This window comes from Faucicola osloensis (genome assembly GCF_020041925.1).
Taxonomy (GTDB): Bacteria; Pseudomonadota; Gammaproteobacteria; order Pseudomonadales; family Moraxellaceae; genus Faucicola; species Faucicola osloensis_D.
In genome coordinates, this window is the sequence record NZ_CP083409.1 from 1,742,984 (window position 1) to 1,759,993 (window position 17,010).

Consider the following 17,010-nt stretch of genomic DNA (forward strand, 5'->3'; position numbering starts at 1 on the left):
CCTTTTTTGCCTTACTAACTAGATTTCCTTGTCCACTGGTTGACTATTTTTTGGTTGGATTTAAAGAGCGATTAGGCTACCGCAATTCGCTCAATCGTGCCATCTTCGTGCACCTCGATCATATGTCCTTGTGGCTCGCTCAAGAAGGTCGCACCAATAAAGGCAATCCCTGCAAAAATCGCGAGGGTAATAAAGAATCCTGTTGGCGATACCATAGAGAAAATAGTCAAAAACAACACCCCACCTACGTTACCATACGCACCCGCCATACCAGCAATTTGCCCTGTCATACGGCGTTGAATTAGCGGAACCACTGAGTATACTGCACCGCATGCTGCTTGCACAAATACAGAAGTAAGCAGCACGATTGCCACTGCACCCGCCAATGGTAACTTGGTCATTTGCGTCATTAGCAGATAACCCACCGTTTGCCCTGCCAATGCAATCATCAATACTTTACGACGACCGACCGCATCGGACATAAAACCACCGCCAGGACGAGCAAATAAATTCATCACCGCAAAACAGCCTGCAGTCAACCCTGCTAAAGTATGCGATACACCATAGTTGGTAATAAAAAATTGCGGCAACATCGACACCACTGCCAATTCAGAGCCAAAACATGCTAAATACGCCATGTCCAAAATCGCCACTTGTTTAAACTGATAACCATATTCTGGATTTACCGCAGGGCGAGATGTATCAAATAAATGCTTATTGACTGACCAGATTTTGATATATTGATAGACTACAAGCACCGCCACCACCGCATATGCCAGCATGGTTTGATTAGCGGTTAATAATTTTAATCCGCTAGGTGACAAACGCCATGCCAACAAAAACAAAATCGCATAAACCGGTAAAATCATCACCGCATAAAAGTAAAAATCTGCCTTGTTTGATACTTCCAAACCGCCTGATTTTTTTGGTTTAAAATAAGTCGCGCCTTTGGGTGTATCACTGACGCCACGATAAAAAATGACCGAATAAACAATCGCAATCACGCCTGTGGTCGCAATCGCATACCGCCAACCGTCTGCACCGCCATACACTAAGGCAAGAATCGGCATCGACATTGATGCTACTGCCGCCCCAAAATTGCCCCAACCGCCGTACACCCCTTCTGCCGAGCCGACTTCATTGACAGGAAACCATTCTGAAATCAAACGAATCCCAACCACAAATCCTGCACCGACAAAACCTAGCAAAAATCGTCCAATCGCCAGCATTTGGAAACTTTGGGCAAAAGCAAACACAAAACACAAAAAACCGCTAATCAACAACACAGCACTATATGAACGCTTGGGGCCGTATCTATCGACCATCGCGCCGATTAGCAAACGAGCAGGAATGGTCAAAGCCACGTTGAGCATCAAGATCGCTTTGACTTGTCCATCGCTCAAATGAAAATATTGTTTGATAGTTGGCATCAATGCCACATGAGCAAACCAAATTAAAAAGGTGACGAAAAAAGCAAACCAGGTGTAATGTAACACCTTGATACGGGGTAATTTCATAGCAAACAGCGGTAAACGTTGGGGCATCTGCTTCTCCTTTAAGTAAGCCTGTACGGTTCACGGTAACAAGGCAAAAGCAATATTTATGCCATTATCATAAGCTTTTGTTTTTGCAATAATTTTTTTGAATGACCCATCAATTAGCTATTTTGCTGTGATAAAACTTTCACCGATTGGCATAAATGATAAAAATTTGATGCTGTACTGCACTATTTTGGTAAGTAATCGATAAGGTAAAAGAATAATGCAAATAAATAAGCAAAAAAAATGTCTAAAAATATTTTAAAAACCCTCAAACAGTTATCTACAGTTAAAGAGGTTAAATTCAAAGAGTGGTCAACATCCATCACACTGTCCGACAAATAATAGCCAAAATTTAAAACACCATAAAAAACAGTAAAAAACAACGGTTTAAAACGGTTGGCATAGATTTTGAATTATTAAATTTTAAAGTGCTAGATTCTAAAGTATTAAATATCGGGTCGGATAAGCAAGGTCAGCCAAATAATGCAACACACACATTCTTATCATAGGGGCAGGGATGGCAGGGACACGCTTTGCCATGCAGTATGCCAAAAGCAGACTGAGTACCCACAGCGGACTGGGGGTTGACAGCCAAGGCGAACAAAGTCGAGATGAGTTTGCCATCACGCTTATCAACAGCGAGCCGTATGCAGGCTATAACCGTATTATGCTATCGCCTGTATTGGCAGGGGAAAAACGCTTCGCTGAGATTTATCTATTTTCTCAAGAGGAGTACGCCAACCATAACATCACTGTAAAGACAGGCTGCACTGTTAGCGATATCAATCTTGCTGCTCATCAGGTCATCACCGACAGTGGCGAAACTATCGGCTATGACAAATTGGTGTTTGCCACAGGTTCAACGCCATTTATTTTGCCATTGCCCAACCATACCGCAAAAGGCGTCATGGGTTTTCGTACCAAAGCCGATGTGGATGCTATGCTAGATATCGCAAAAAACAATCATAATGGCAAAAAATCTCCAAAATGTCTGGTTATCGGCGGTGGATTACTCGGTCTTGAGGCTGCTAATGCTTTGGTACAACAGGGAGCGAAAGTCACTGTGGTGCATGGGGCAGGCTATTTACTCAATCGCCAACTGGATAAAACCGCTGCCGATTTACTGCAAACTTACTTTGAAAACAAAGGTATTGAGTTTGTGCTCAATGCCAACTCCCAAGCGATTTGTGTAGATAAGGATAACCAGGTTACTGGACTAACTTACACGGATAATGTCGACACATCCATCCCTGCCAAAACCATTGACAGCGATTGCATTATCATGACCGTCGGCGTGCGACCCAATATTGCCCTTGCGCAACAGGTCGGTATCACTTGCGAGCGGGGGATTTTGGTTGATAACCAAATGCGAACCCATACCCCAGACGTGTATGCGATTGGTGAGTGTGTACAGTTTGACAACCAGCTATTTGGGCTCGTCGCACCTGTGTATGAGCAAGCCAATATTCTGCTACATACCTTAAACGAGCAGCCAGGTAGCACCTCGCCCGTGTTTAGCGTACAACCAACGGCAACCAAGCTAAAGGTCTCGGGCGTGGCGTTATTTTCGGCAGGTGATATCGATGTGAGTCACGACTGCGAGCAATTGATTTATCAAGACCCTAGCCATAGCATCTATCAAAAAATCACCGTAAAAGACAACCGTATTTTATCTGCAGTGCTATATGGTGATGTACAAGAGGGCGGTTGGTTTTTTGAACTGATTCAAAATCAACAAGATATTTCAGCCATCAAAGATAAATTACTGTTTGGCAAAGCGTTTTGTGAAGAGTTGCTGGCGGGCTGATCTGACTGGTAGAAATTAAAAATAGTAAAAGGTTAACGTGTGACAACAACTATACAACATTTAGCATCACAAAAATCCCCCCTGACCCAAGTCAAGACCACCTGTGCCTATTGCGGTGTTGGCTGTGGCGTGTTGGCGACGATTGATGAGAATACCCAACACGTCAGCATTGACGGTGATCCAACCCATCCTGCCAACTTTGGCAAATTATGCTCCAAAGGCAAAGCGTTGGGCGATACGCTTGATCGTGACCGCCGTTTGGCTCATCCGATGATTCATGGCGAGCCAGTCGATTGGGATACCGCCACCGATTTTGTTGCTAAATCATTGCAACAGACCATTGATGAATATGGCGCCGACAGCGTTATGCTATATGTATCGGGGCAACTGCTCACCGAAGATTATTACGTGGCAAACAAATTTACTAAAGGTTTTTTGGGTACCAATAATTTGGACTCCAATTCTCGACTGTGTATGTCATCAGCGGTGGCTGGCTACAAGCGAGCATTTGGCTCGGACACTGTGCCTTGTAATTATGAAGACATCGAAAACAGCGACCTATTTATCATTATCGGTTCGAATATGGCGTGGTGTCATCCGATTTTATTTGGTCGGTTAAAATCCAGCAAACAAGCCAATCCCAACAAAAAAATCGTGGTGATTGACCCACGAGCCACTGACAGCACCGCGATTGCTGACTTGCATTTGCCGATTCGCTCTGGCACAGATACCCATTTATTTGTCGGACTACTCAATTACTTGCACCAAAACGGCTATGCCAATCACGATTATCTTAGGCATTGTGACAATCTTGCTGATGCGCTTGCAGCCAGTGACAGTTGGACGATTAAAAAAGTTGCCAAAATCTGCGGTGTCAACGAAAGTGATTTAACCGAGTTTTATCAATTGTTTGCCACTACCACGAAAACCGTGAGTTTTTACTCCATGGGCGTCAATCAAGCCAGTAATGGCACCGATAAGGTCAATAGCATTATCAATTGCCACCTTTATACAGGCAAACTGGGTTATGAAGGGGCAGGGGCATTCTCAATTACAGGACAGCCCAATGCCATGGGTGGGCGAGAGGTCGGGGCGTTAGCCAATCTGCTTGCCAGTCATTTTGAACTCAAAAACAGCGACCATCGTCAAACAGTAGCCAACTTTTGGCAAGCACCGACTAGTATTAGTGGTAAAGATGGTATCAAGGCAACCCAATGTGCCGATGCTATTTTGGAGGGGCAAATTAAAGCGATTTGGATTATGGCGACCAATCCTGTGGTCAGTCTGCCAGAAGCAGACAAATTTGCCATGGCGTTACAGCAATGCCCACTGGTCATCGTGTCTGACTGCTCAAAAGACAGCGACACGCTCGACTTTGCTCATGTGGCTTTGCCCGCGCAAGGCTGGAGTGAAAAATCAGGCACGGTCACCAACAGCGAACGCCGCATCTCTCGCCAGCGCCGCTTAGTCACCCCATTTGCTGACGCCAAGCCCGACTGGTGGATAGTCAGCCAAGTGGCACAGAAAATGGGTTTTGTGGGTTTTGATTACACCCACGACTACCAAGTGTTTGCCGAACACGCTCGGCTTAGTGGCGAAAAGAATGGCGGTGAAAAAAATACAGATAGCCGAAGTTTTAACATCAGCCATTTAGCCAATATTAGCCAAAACGAGTATGATAATTTGGCACCGTTTCAGTGGGGTCAACCGCATTATTTTGGACTACAAAAACAAGACCCACATACCACTATCGGCACCACTTATACCGATACCCAAAAACTGCATTTTGTCACCGTTACTCCTGCAGTACCCAAGTCATTGCCTGATGAGCAATATCCACTGGTGCTTAACACAGGTCGCTCGCGTGACCAATGGCATACCATGACCCGCACAGGGATTGCCCCACAGCTCAATCAGCATTTACCGCACCCACTGGTTGCGATTCACCCGAGTGATGCCAAACCTTTGGGTGTACAAAATAACGATTTTGTGCAAATTAACAGCCCCAACGGTACTATCTTAGTGCGAGCGGATGTGACCGAAAAACAACGCCAAGGCGATGTGTTTATACCCATGCACTGGAATCAGCACTTTGCCGCCAATGCGCGTGTCGGTAAGCTTATTAGCAATCATCATGACCCCTTTTCACAGCAACCGCAGCTCAAGCACCAACCTGTTAGGCTGCAAAAGCTAACCATGCAAGCATTTGGATGGTTATTGATTGATAAACACTGTGATGAAAACCTGCTAAATTGGCTCGAATCGCCAGATATGACTTATTGGGTGCGTAATCGCCAGTCAAACAGTAGCCAGTATTTTTTTGCCATTGATAATCAGTCTGCGGCCATGACAACTTGGTTTGATAAGCAATATTGGCAACAGCAGTTAAGTGTATGGCTCAATCAACCAGCGCAAGCCTACAACTTTGATATTATCCATTATCAACATATTGATACCGATAACACTAGCCAGGATTTACGACTTGCGATATTGCAAAATGGGCAAGTCCATGCGCTAGTATTTTTGAGCACCCACGAGCATAAACTACCCACCCATAACTGGCTAGATAGCCAATTTGGCAGAAGTCTTGATAGCCATACGCGTAAATGGCTACTAATGGGCAAACCTGCCACCGGTTTTATTGATACAGGGCGGATTGTTTGCTCTTGTATGTCCGTGGGTGAAAATACCATTGTTGAGACGATAAAAAAATATCACTGTAAAACCGTCGTTGAGGTTGGCAAACATTGCCAAGCAGGCACCAATTGTGGCTCCTGTCTAGGAGAGATTAGCAAAATTTTAGCGGGGTGACATTGTTATAACTTGTTGAAAGGATTATTGGGCGAACTTTAAGCCACTTTATCATTTCGCTTGATGTTGCCTGATTTTACTTGGCTACTTATTGATAAATAGCGTTAGATATTCAAAAAAAAGGGAAATAATTGGAAAAATTAATTGATAATGATTATCATTTATATTATCATTCTTACCGCTTTGTAACGCTTCTCTTTTTTTATATATCTGAGTGATTTTATGAATACTGCCAATGCTAGTTTACCGCCGCGTGGTGCTTTGCGCTATTTAAGTCTGTGTGTATTAACCACCCTTTATTCACCGTTGGCAACAGCGAGTGAGCCAGAACCCGTCACTACCTTGCAGACCATTACTTTTAATGCCCGTCAATATACCCCAGCCAAACAAACTGAGAACGTCCGCCATGACAGCTCAGTCAAGGTACAGCAATCTGATTTACTCAATCAATATTTACCGACGGTTGCTGGGGTGAATGTCGGTGGCACTTCGGGGATGGATCAGCATATTTATATTCGCGGTTTGGGCTCAGACAATGCCGGCAGTGCCTTAAAAATCACCGTGGATGGGGTGCGCCAACCGGAAACGCGCGGCTTTCACCATGCCGGAATTAGTGGACTTGACCCAGATTTGTATAAAACAACAGAGGTGTCAGTGGGTAATAACTCGGTGACTTTGGGCAATAATGCCATCGGTGGCGGTGTGGCGTTTACCACGGTGGATGCACAGGACTTGCTACTACCAGATCAAAAAATGGGGGCAAAAGTTAAACTGGGCTATGCCAGTAACGATCAGCAATTTCAGCGAAGCCTAACGACCTATGCCAAACCCAATGAGCAATTGGACATGATTGTGTCTTATAGTGAGCGTGACAGCGATGGCGGCGAAGATGGCAAAGGCAACCATATCCAAGGTGATGATATTACTATCAAAAGTATACTAGCCAAAGTCAATGTGATGCCGGCAGAAGGTCACAAAATTACTGCCAGTTACCAAAGCTATGACAATGACGGCAACTATCCGTTTCGCCCCAATATCGGCTACCAAGCCAATTTACCCGATAATATTCATCCTGGCTACACCAATAATGAAACCTATGCACTCGGCTATGAGTATAAACCGCATAGCAATTTTGAGCTAAACAGCAAAATTTATCATTTGACCAATAAATCGCTGTCGCAAGGACTGCGCGGAACGACACCTATGCGTGTAGCCACGTCAGGCAAAACCGATGGCATGACGGCAAGTATCAAACAGCAACTGACGCAACATCATGGTGACCATGCTTTGACACATACGCTCAACTATGGGGTAGAAGGCTATAAAAAATCAGCGACGTTAGAGAGTAGTGATATCACAGAAGACGCTACCAGCGTAGGGGTGTACTTACAAGACCGAATCGAATTGGGACGATTTGCGCTGACGCCTGGCGTGCGCTTCGACCATTATAAGCCGTCAGAGCGCTTAAGCAGTGACGACTATAATCAACTGTCGGGCGCATTGGCAGGAGAATTTAAACTGACGCCAAACCACAGCTTATTTGCCAGTTATACCCAATTGTTTAATGGACCACCCTTGCCAGAAACCATTCACCAATCTGGACAAACCTTCGTCAATAAAGACATCGAAGCAGAAACAGGCGCAAACGCAGAGCTAGGTATCAGTAGCCGTTTTCAAGGCGTGTTTGACAGTCAAGACAGTATGTCGCTGACAGCCAAAGTCTTTGATACCCAGTATGACAATAAAATCGACCGCATAACAGGCATTGACTGTACCACAGGCAACTCAGTGACAGACGGGCAATGTGCTAGCTACATCAATGCCGGCGAGACTACCATTAAAGGCTACGAGCTGAGCGCAAAATATCGGCTAAATAATATGCGCTTGAATGCAGGCTATGCCCATGCCAAAAGCAACACCGAGCAAGGCTACCAACTCAATAAAGACTCAGGCGATCAGTTAAACCTTGGCTTTAATTATGACATCAATGACCGATTTAGCCTTGGAAGTGCCATCCGCCATGTCAAAGGTTTAACGCGTCGCACCAGCGCTACTGCTGTGGCTGAGTTGCCAAGTTTTACCACCTATGATGTATTTGGTAGCTATCGTCCAAGCGCGTTACCGCAATTAACCGTGGATGCTGGCGTGTATAACCTTACAGATGCCTACTACTATGAGCACGTATCCAATACCGGTGATAAAGCCATGGGACGCAATGTCAAAGTAGCCCTAAGTTATCAGTTTTAAACTCAATGGGTGATAACCATCAGTATGATGGCTTGCCCATTGCGGTTTAATATTTTCACAAAATATTGCAGAAAAATTTTGCTTATGTCTAAAATCCAATTTTTTACCCGTCCTACTACCACAAGGTTTGGCGGGGTATCAAGACAATTGCCTAGGGTATTAATCGGTGTATTTTCTACGTTCACTACCATGGCTTATGCCCAGACGGATACGACTGCCAGTGCAGTGAGTACGGCGGCTTTAACTGATAATGGCAATGACCCACAGCCTGCCGTTACCACGCTTGACACCATTATCATTCAAGCAGAAGATGCCAGTCCGCAATATGCTGCTACCCAAGCGACCAGTATTTTAAAATCGGATGAAAAATTATTTGATAGCGCAAAATCGGTGAGTGTGGTCACGCAAAATCAGTTGCAACAAAAACAGGCGACCACGTTAGCCGATGCGCTCAAAGGCGTGGCAGGGGTAACGACAGGGCAGTATGGTCGTCGTGGTTGGGATGATATTGCGATTCGCGGACAATTAGCAAGCTCACAAATCCTGGTTGATGGGATGCGCACAGCGACTTCTAGCAATTTTTTAAATAGTATGGATATCTCTGGGCTAGAATCAATCGAGGTGGTCAAAGGCCCCGACAGCGTCGGCTTTGGGCAGATGATGCCGGGCGGTGTGGTTAATTTAACCACCAAAAAACCCAAAGACGAAACATTCAAAAATCTCACACTCTCAGCAGGCAGTGACGATTTTTATCAAGCAGCCTTTGATATCAACTATGCTCCCAATGGCTCAACCGATGGGGCGTTTCGTCTCAATGGGCGTGTTTCTGACCAAAAAGATTCTACCGATTATGTGTATTTCAAAAATTACTATCTAGCGCCTTCTTATCGTTTTGCGCTCGGCGATAACACGGATGTCACTTTGTTGGCAAGTTACCAACAACATGATTACGTCCGCCAACAAGGGCTACCGTTACAAAATAATGCCTACAAGACATACGCATCGAGTTTATTTTTTGGTGAACCAGCATATACTGTGCAAGATGAGCAATATCGTCTCGGCTATCAGCTTGACCATGATTTTGATTCAGGTTGGCGTCTCAAGCAAAACTTTGCGCTGTCAAGACGCATCGCCGATGCCGATGCGATTTTGGCAAGCGGTACCTCGCCGATAACCACTACGGGCAATATCAAACGCCAGTTAAGCTTGCTCGATAAGCAAGATACTATCGTGTCAATGGACAATCGTTTTGACAAAACCTTTAGTCATGGTAACGTCAGTCACGCGGTTTCAGTGGGGTTAGACGCCTTTCATGAGCGTAGTGATTATCAGCAACAAGTGTATGCTTATAGCCCCTTAAACTTAAATAACCCTGTGTATGGTGTAGGCAAAATCACCAACACCACACCCACCACCGACAAGCACAGTGTAAATTATTTACAGTATCTGGGGCTATATGCCAAAGATACCATCAAAGTGAATTCTCACTGGATTATCGACTTGGCAGGGCGTCATGATTGGTCAGATGTCAAAAGCAACGATGTAAAAAAAGATACCACCGTCAAAAATTCTAACAATGCTTTCACCGGCTCAGCCTCATTGATGTATCAAGTCAATGACAAAATTGCGCCGTATATCAGCTATGCCACCGCATTTTTGGCGACCACCGACGCGGGCAAAGATGGCGATTTGCTTGACCCAGAAAAAGGGGAACAATACGAAATTGGCGTCAAACTGCAAACGCCAGACGAACGCACCCAAGCCTCGCTGAGCTATTATGATTTGACGCGCAAAAACGTCAGCGAAAGTTATACTGATGGCACAGAGACTTATAATGTGGCGGTTGGCGAGCAACAAACCAAAGGTTTTGAGGCTGAACTGACTTCAGCAGTCAATGACAACTGGAACGTTAGCGCAGGCTATAGCTATATTCCCACCGCCAAAATCACCCAAGCGTCCAACAAATCTGATTATGTTGTCGGTCAGCGTATCAACCACATACCCAAACAAGCCTTCAATATCAGCACACAATACTATTTTGCGCCATCGCATTTGGGCTGGTATGTCGGGGCAGGCGCGCGTTATGAAGGGCAACATCATGCTGAGCGTGGCTCATCCAAGGTCGATTTACCAAGCTATACCCTATATGATGTTGAAGCAGGCTATAGTGCCAACCATTGGCAATTGGGTCTGTCGGTCAAAAACTTAACCGATAAAGCCTATTATTCAGGCACAAGCCCGAATGCCGCTATGATTATGTTTGGTGAACCCCGTACCCTGCGGGCAAATTTAACCTATAAATTTTAGATAGCGATGTGACAAAACTTTATTTTGACTAATATAAAGCTAACACAAAGCGAAGATAAAAAAGTATGAGGTTTTAAAGTTACTTAATTTCAAAGCTATTTGATATCAAAGTTGCTTAATATTTTAAACTCGCTTAATTAAAGTGATTTAATGCAGTCGCTTGTTCAATTTAGCCTAATTTTTAATATTTTTGTTGATAATGATTATCATTTATACTAACATTTAAAGCTAGTTTTTATATTTATCGTGTTATAGGAATGATTATGGATTTTGCAAATTACTGGCAATATACAGATGTAGTGACCAAGACGTTATTTTTTGTGTTAATTGTTTTATCGATGCTGTCTTGGATTACAGGCATTTTACGTATCTTAAATAGCCAAAAAATTGCCAAAACAGTGTCGCAAGATTTGACCCAGCAAATTTACCAACAGCAATCTCAACTCACCACCTTATCCCTAGACAATCAAAAATTAGTCACTGAGCAGCAGTTACTGCAACAGCTCAATCGCTACCGTTTTGCCAGTGAGCAGGGTTTAAATATCCTTGGCACGACCGCTGCCATTGCCCCTTTCATTGGGTTATTTGGTACCGTGTGGGGGATTTTTCATGCCTTAGATAGCATTGCTAAATCAGGTCAAGCAGGACTTGGTCAAGTCGCAGGACCGGTTGGGGAGGCTTTGATTATGACTGGGCTTGGACTTGCGGTAGCGATTCCTGCGGTCATTATGTACAATGTCATCGTGCGAATCAATCGCAAAGCCATGCACCAAGCGAATGACACGGCGCATACCTTGCTTGCCAACGTGTTAATTAATTCTTCCAGCCAAGTTACGCAAACTAGTTTAGCCGCTCAACCTCATTTGCAAACCAGCTCGCAGCCCAAGCAACAAACTACCGCCGCTGACTTAATGCTGAAAAACGCCTAACCTTGACCCATCGCTAAACAGATAAATAGATAAACAGGGAATAACTTATGGCATTTCAACTCGGTGATGACGCGTCGACGGGCATGAATGAAATCAATCTGATTCCACTGATTGATATCATGCTGGTCTTGATGATTATTTTTTTGGTGACGGCAACGGTAATCAATCCCAGTGTACCGCTAAATTTGCCCAAAACCTCGGCACAAGTCAATGAAGCCCCGCCCAAAGTGATACAAGTAAGCATTGATAAAGATGGCAAGATTTTTTGGGACGATGCCGATATCAGTTTGGCGCAATTAAACACACGCTTTGCCGAACAAGGCAAATTAAGCGAGACCCCAAGCATTCAGCTACGCGTCGATAAAGACAGTCGATATGATACCGTCGCACAAATCCTAGCAATAGCGAGCGAAAACAAGCTAACCAAAATTGCGTTTGTCAGTGAATAACCTGATTGAGAAAATTTTTATTGATAATAAGAATAATTATCATTATTATATAAGAAAATTTATCAATGAGGTGCGTATGTTTGTGTGTATCTGTAATGCGGTCAAAGAAAGTCAAATCAAAACAGCCATTGAACAAGGTCATGACAGCTTAGAGGCATTACAAGCTGAGCTTGATGTAGCTACTTGTTGTGGCGGCTGTCAGCCAATGATTGAAGGTTATCTCGAAGAGTACGCCCAGAGCATCAATAATTATACGCACCTATTTATTGAAGTTGCCTAGTTTATTAACGTTGCCTACTAACTTGTTATCGTACACACCCAAACTTATTCATTAATCTCAATGAATGAGCGACTGACAAATATTGTAAATTATTTGCTGCGGTGAATTGTTTTTAACGTCACTTTAATTTAGTATTTCAGATAATACCCAACCTTTGTTTCTGTTCATTTTTCAAGGATATACCCATGAAAGGCAGCCAAGCTGTTATTGATTATCTAAATTTCTTAATTAGTGGTGAACTGGGCGCTCGTGACCAGTACTTTATTCATGCGCAAATGTATCATGAATGGCATTATCCAAAACTTCATACGCGTATGCATCATGAAATGGAAGAAGAAAGCGATCATGCGCGCGCCTTAATCAATCGTGTGTTGATGCTAGAAGGCACGCCCAACATGAAAGTTGCCGATATCAACATCGGTCATGATGTGCCAAGTATGCTAAAAGCCGATCTGCAGCTTGAATACGCGGTTCGTCAACATCTCAAAGACGGCATTGCGCTTTGTGAGCAAGAGCAAGACTATGTAACCCGTGAGATTTTGGTCGCCCAATTGGTCGATACCGAAGAAGACCATGCGCATTGGTTGGAGCAGCAGTTAAGACTGATTGATATGATGGGACTAGCCAATTATCTGCAATCTCAGCTCGGTGACATCTCTGAATAAGGCGACAAAGCAATAAGGCAACTAAGGTAAACATTATGCAAGTCGATAAAGAAATTCTAAGAGCGCTAAACCAAGTTTTGGGTCAAGCATTGATTGCTATTAACCAATACTTCTTACACGCGCGTATCGCCAAAAACTGGGGACTGAGTGAACTCAATGAAAAATTGTATCATCAGTCGATTCATGAGATGAAATGGGCAGATGACCTCATTGAGCGTATCTTAATGCTAGATGGTCTGCCAAACTTGCAAGAGCTTGGCAAAATTTTAATCGGTGAAAATGTCGCTGAAATTTTGCGTTGTGATTTGCAGTTGGAGTATCAAAAAACTGACATCATCAAAAATGCGATTGCTTTATGTGAGCAGCAACGCGATTTTGTCTCTCGCAAATTATTGGTCAAACTCAAAGACGGTAGTGAAGAGCACATTGATTGGCTAGAAACGCAAATGGAACTGGTGACCTCGATGGGTATCGAAAATTATACGCAAAGTCTATTAGATTCATAAAGCGTATCAGCGTGTCGGAATAACTGTATGAACCATCAATATACGCAAGCCGCGTTGATTTCTGTCATCTCTATACTGATGGCATGGCTTATCATTATCTTAGTGGCAGTGATTTACTGATTGTCGTTGTAGTTGTCGTGTTTGGCATATTGGTATAGCCAAGATTATGGATGATTTCGGCTGGCAGTGTTCGTTCTGCCAGCCGTTTGGTGAGTTGTGTTAAGAGGCTGTTTTTAGTCAAAATGTGTTTTGCAAGATTTGTTTTACAAGAGATGTTTTAAAAACCTTCTAGTACAATTTTGCCTTTTGACTTACCTGATTCAAGCAACTTATGCGCCTTCTCCAAGTTTGCAGCGTTAATTTTGCCTAGATTTTGGTTAAGCGTACTTCTAATTTTTTGCTGGTCAACTAACTGGGCAACCTGTTGCAACAGATCACCTTGCTTTTCGATATCATCGGTTTCAAACATTGAACGGGTGAACATCAGCTCCCAATGGATAGAAATTGATTTAGTCTTAAACGGCATAATATCAAAGGTTTGTGGATCATCGATCAATCCAAGCTTACCTTGTGGTGCAATCAGAGAAACTATTTGCTTGATATAGGTGTCTGTATGATTGGTAGAGAAGACGTATTTTGGTTTTTCAATACCTAGTGCTTCGATTTGTTCGTTTAAATCTTTACTATGATCAATCACATGGTCGGCACCCAATGATTTTACCCAAGATTTGGTTTCTTCTCGTGACGCTGTGGTTATCACGGTCAGATTTGTTTTTGCTTTTAGGAGTTGGATAGCGATTGATCCTACACCGCCTGCACCACCAATAATTAAAATACTGCCAACGTCGGTTTCTGAAATTTGAAACCGATCAAACAGCATTTCCCATGCCGTTATTGCAGTCAATGGCAATGCTGCGGCTTCTGCATTAGATACTGTAATGGGTTTAAGACTGATAATTCGTTCATCGACTGCTTGAAACTCAGCATTACTACCATCTCGGGTTAAATCACAAGCATACCAAACAGAATCTCCTACTTTAAACGAGGTAACTTTTGAGCCAACTTCGATAATTTCCCCAACGGCATCCCAACCTAAAATACGATTATTTGCTTCAGACGAATTTTTTCTCACTTTGGTATCAACGGGGTTTACAGAGATTGCCTGAACTTTTACCAGTACATCACGCTCTTTAAGCGTAGGCTTCGCTTTTTCAATATCTACCAATGAATTTTTAAAATCATCATGGTTACTGATAACATATGATACGGCTTTCATGGATTTGTCCTTTTGTAATAGTGGGTTTAATAGCGGGGTAGTTTAATTAAATGCCGTGTTTTTAGTGTATTGCAGACAGGCTGGCTTGGGTCAGTCAGCCTAATCTGATAGAATTAATGAAAAATAGTCGATATTCTGAGTCTATGCTAAAGGTGTAAGGTCAAGGGCGCAAGGTTAAGAATGCGAGCTAAGCTCACATTTTGCGGCTGTGTTTGCGCGAAAAATAGCCCTTGGTAAATTCCCGTCATTTCTTATTGTACCAGTGTACCCAATCAAAGGTAGCGAGTGCAACATCATTTACAGCTTGTCACTTATGCTTATTTCTTTGTTATGGTTAAAGCAAGCATAAAGGGAGTAATATCAGTATCAAATTTAAGCGGATACAGACATTCTCTACGGCTTAAAGCGCAAATGTTTATGTAACCTTTATACAACAAAGCTATGCGGTAAAGCGGTTTGACATGAATATAACAGTGGTTTAGACTCAATTTTGATTCTAGTCAATGTCGGCTAGTCAATATTGGAGTATTAGTGATGCTTAAAACCGCTTTATATGTCCGTCTTGAAGCTAAACCAGGTAAAGAACAACAAGTAGAAGATTTCCTAAAAGCTGGTCTGCCTATCGTCAATGAAGAACCCGCCACAGTTGCATGGTTTGGTCTACGCCTTGGACCTTCAACCTTTGGTATTTTTGATGCATTCCCTGATGAAGCAGGTCGCGAGGCTCATTTATCGGGCAAGGTTGCCGCTGCTTTGATGGCTCAAGCAGATGAACTATTTTCAGAACCGCCTTCTATTGAAAAAGTAGAGGTGTTGGCAAGTAAACTACCAGCTTAGATTGAAGCCCAATTCTTTTGAGCTTAAGGCTTTTAAAGAGCTGCCTAAAATATTAATTAAAAAGCAGCTCTTTATTATAATTCTATCACTTCACTTAAATCAGTCACTTAGCTAACCGGTCATCCCATACTGTATCATTGACGATTATTTGACTATATATATTCAATTACAATATTTTCTTAACTTGCTGATAGCAAGCAATGTGCAAATTTAGATTTTGCGCCATTTAATTACTTACCCTGCAATTAATCATATTACTTTGTTGTTTTAATCGTTACCAAGTTTTAAATCAAGTTTTAAGCTAGCTATCTTACTGATAAAAACTGCTTTTACCGATGGATTAAATTTTGTTATTTACACTATCAATAAATCTACACTACAAATAAATAGACGACTGGTCTATTTTTGTGTATAGTGACGGCATGATGACAGCAAAATCCCAGTGTTGACTAGCGTTGACTAGTATTTGCAGTGTTGAGTAATTTTTTAAGTTTGTTGGACGGATAATGTTTGCCTAGATATCAGTCGCGCAATCTTTTTCAATGCTACCAATCAATGCTATTAAATAAAGGATTGATTTGTTCGACATCTTGTACATTGCGCACACGACTTCTTGCTGTGCTCATGTAGCAATAACCTTAATTCTAAAAACTATCAGAGAAAATAACATGAAAATTTTACTTGTTCTGACCTCACATGACAAACTCGGCAATACTGGTAAGAAAACAGGTTTTTGGCTAGAAGAACTTGCAGCACCGTATTATACCTTTATTGATGCGGGTGTTGAAGTTACCCTAGCATCACCTCAAGGGGGGCAGCCACCGCTAGACCCAAAAAGTAAATTAGCCGATGCACAAACTGAAACCACGCATCGCTTTGAAGCCGATCCCGTGGCAATGCAAGCGTTGGCACAGACGCATAAACTTAGCGAAATTTCTATCGCTGATTATGATGCCGTGTTTTACCCAGGCGGGCATGGTCCATTGTGGGATTTGGCAGAAGATCCGATTTCAATTGCTCTGATTGAACAAGCGATTGAGTCAGGAAAACCCGTTGCGACAGTTTGTCACGCCCCAGGTGTTCTTCGTCATGTAAAAACCAGTGATGGCAAGCCTTTGGTCAGCGGTAAATCCGTGACGGGTTTTACCAATACTGAAGAAGAAGCGGTAGGATTGACCGAAGTTGTACCGTTTTTGGTCGAAGATATGCTCAAAGAAAAAGGTGGTCACTATTCTAAAGCGGGTGATTGGCAAGTGTATGTCCAAGTAGATGGCTTACTAATTACCGGACAAAATCCTGCGTCTTCTGCTGCAACTGCCAGCGCACTGCTTGAATTGTTAAATAAGGAGTAGCCC

Annotated in this window: 13 protein-coding genes; 11 read left to right on the forward strand and 2 right to left on the reverse strand. The window is 43.0% G+C overall.

Annotation, left to right across the window (positions count from 1 at the left end; translation table 11 throughout):
* Window positions 1–71 precede the first annotated feature (71 nt).
* Window positions 72–1,544, reverse strand: a complete 1,473-nt coding sequence (locus tag LAJ61_RS07710; RefSeq protein WP_159768976.1) for an MFS transporter — start codon at window positions 1,542–1,544, stop codon at window positions 72–74.
* Window positions 1,545–2,046: 502 nt separating this feature from the next.
* Here LAJ61_RS07710 and LAJ61_RS07715 point away from each other — a divergent pair.
* The 9 genes from LAJ61_RS07715 (at window position 2,047) to bfr (LAJ61_RS07755) (ending at window position 13,542) form a co-directional block, all read left to right on the forward strand.
* Entirely contained in the window at window positions 2,047–3,348 is a 1,302-nt protein-coding gene (locus tag LAJ61_RS07715; protein ID WP_224054830.1) for an NAD(P)/FAD-dependent oxidoreductase, read from the forward strand.
* A 39-nt stretch (window positions 3,349–3,387) separates the two neighbouring features.
* Window positions 3,388–6,159, forward strand: a complete 2,772-nt coding sequence (locus LAJ61_RS07720) for a nitrate reductase (RefSeq protein WP_224053452.1) — start codon at window positions 3,388–3,390, stop codon at window positions 6,157–6,159.
* A gap of 222 nt (window positions 6,160–6,381) precedes the next feature.
* Window positions 6,382–8,406, forward strand: a complete 2,025-nt coding sequence (locus LAJ61_RS07725) for a TonB-dependent receptor domain-containing protein (RefSeq protein ID WP_224053453.1) — start codon at window positions 6,382–6,384, stop codon at window positions 8,404–8,406.
* Window positions 8,407–8,490: 84 nt separating this feature from the next.
* Entirely contained in the window at window positions 8,491–10,713 is a 2,223-nt protein-coding gene (locus LAJ61_RS07730) for a TonB-dependent siderophore receptor (RefSeq protein WP_224053454.1), read from the forward strand.
* A gap of 263 nt (window positions 10,714–10,976) precedes the next feature.
* Entirely contained in the window at window positions 10,977–11,642 is a 666-nt protein-coding gene (locus LAJ61_RS07735; protein ID WP_224053455.1) for a MotA/TolQ/ExbB proton channel family protein, read from the forward strand.
* A gap of 47 nt (window positions 11,643–11,689) precedes the next feature.
* On the forward strand, window positions 11,690–12,091 hold the full coding sequence (locus LAJ61_RS07740) for an ExbD/TolR family protein (protein ID WP_224053456.1): 402 nt from the start codon (window positions 11,690–11,692) through the stop codon (window positions 12,089–12,091).
* Window positions 12,092–12,167: 76 nt separating this feature from the next.
* The gene (locus LAJ61_RS07745; protein WP_007116452.1) at window positions 12,168–12,371 is read left to right on the forward strand and encodes a (2Fe-2S)-binding protein; all 204 of its coding nucleotides are present in this window, start codon (window positions 12,168–12,170) and stop codon (window positions 12,369–12,371) included.
* A 185-nt stretch (window positions 12,372–12,556) separates the two neighbouring features.
* A complete protein-coding gene (gene bfr, locus LAJ61_RS07750) occupies window positions 12,557–13,036 on the forward strand; it encodes a bacterioferritin (protein ID WP_062333970.1) in 480 nt (159 codons plus the stop codon).
* 35 nt (window positions 13,037–13,071) lie between these two features.
* Window positions 13,072–13,542: a bacterioferritin gene (gene bfr, locus LAJ61_RS07755; protein ID WP_224053457.1), complete on the forward strand. Its 471-nt coding sequence runs from the start codon at window positions 13,072–13,074 to the stop codon at window positions 13,540–13,542.
* Between the two features lie 277 nt (window positions 13,543–13,819).
* Here bfr (LAJ61_RS07755) and LAJ61_RS07760 read toward each other — a convergent pair whose 3' ends face one another.
* The gene (locus LAJ61_RS07760; protein ID WP_224053458.1) at window positions 13,820–14,818 is read right to left on the reverse strand and encodes a zinc-binding alcohol dehydrogenase family protein; all 999 of its coding nucleotides are present in this window, start codon (window positions 14,816–14,818) and stop codon (window positions 13,820–13,822) included.
* Window positions 14,819–15,352: 534 nt separating this feature from the next.
* On the opposite strand from LAJ61_RS07760, the gene LAJ61_RS07765 reads away from it, so the two are divergent.
* Together LAJ61_RS07765 and LAJ61_RS07770 are read left to right on the forward strand one after the other, a co-directional pair.
* The gene (locus LAJ61_RS07765; protein WP_224053459.1) at window positions 15,353–15,655 is read left to right on the forward strand and encodes a putative quinol monooxygenase; all 303 of its coding nucleotides are present in this window, start codon (window positions 15,353–15,355) and stop codon (window positions 15,653–15,655) included.
* A gap of 668 nt (window positions 15,656–16,323) precedes the next feature.
* Window positions 16,324–17,007 carry a type 1 glutamine amidotransferase domain-containing protein gene (locus LAJ61_RS07770; RefSeq protein WP_224053460.1) on the forward strand — a complete coding sequence of 228 codons (684 nt, stop codon included), beginning with the start codon at window positions 16,324–16,326 and terminating at the stop codon, window positions 17,005–17,007.
* Window positions 17,008–17,010 lie beyond the last annotated feature (3 nt).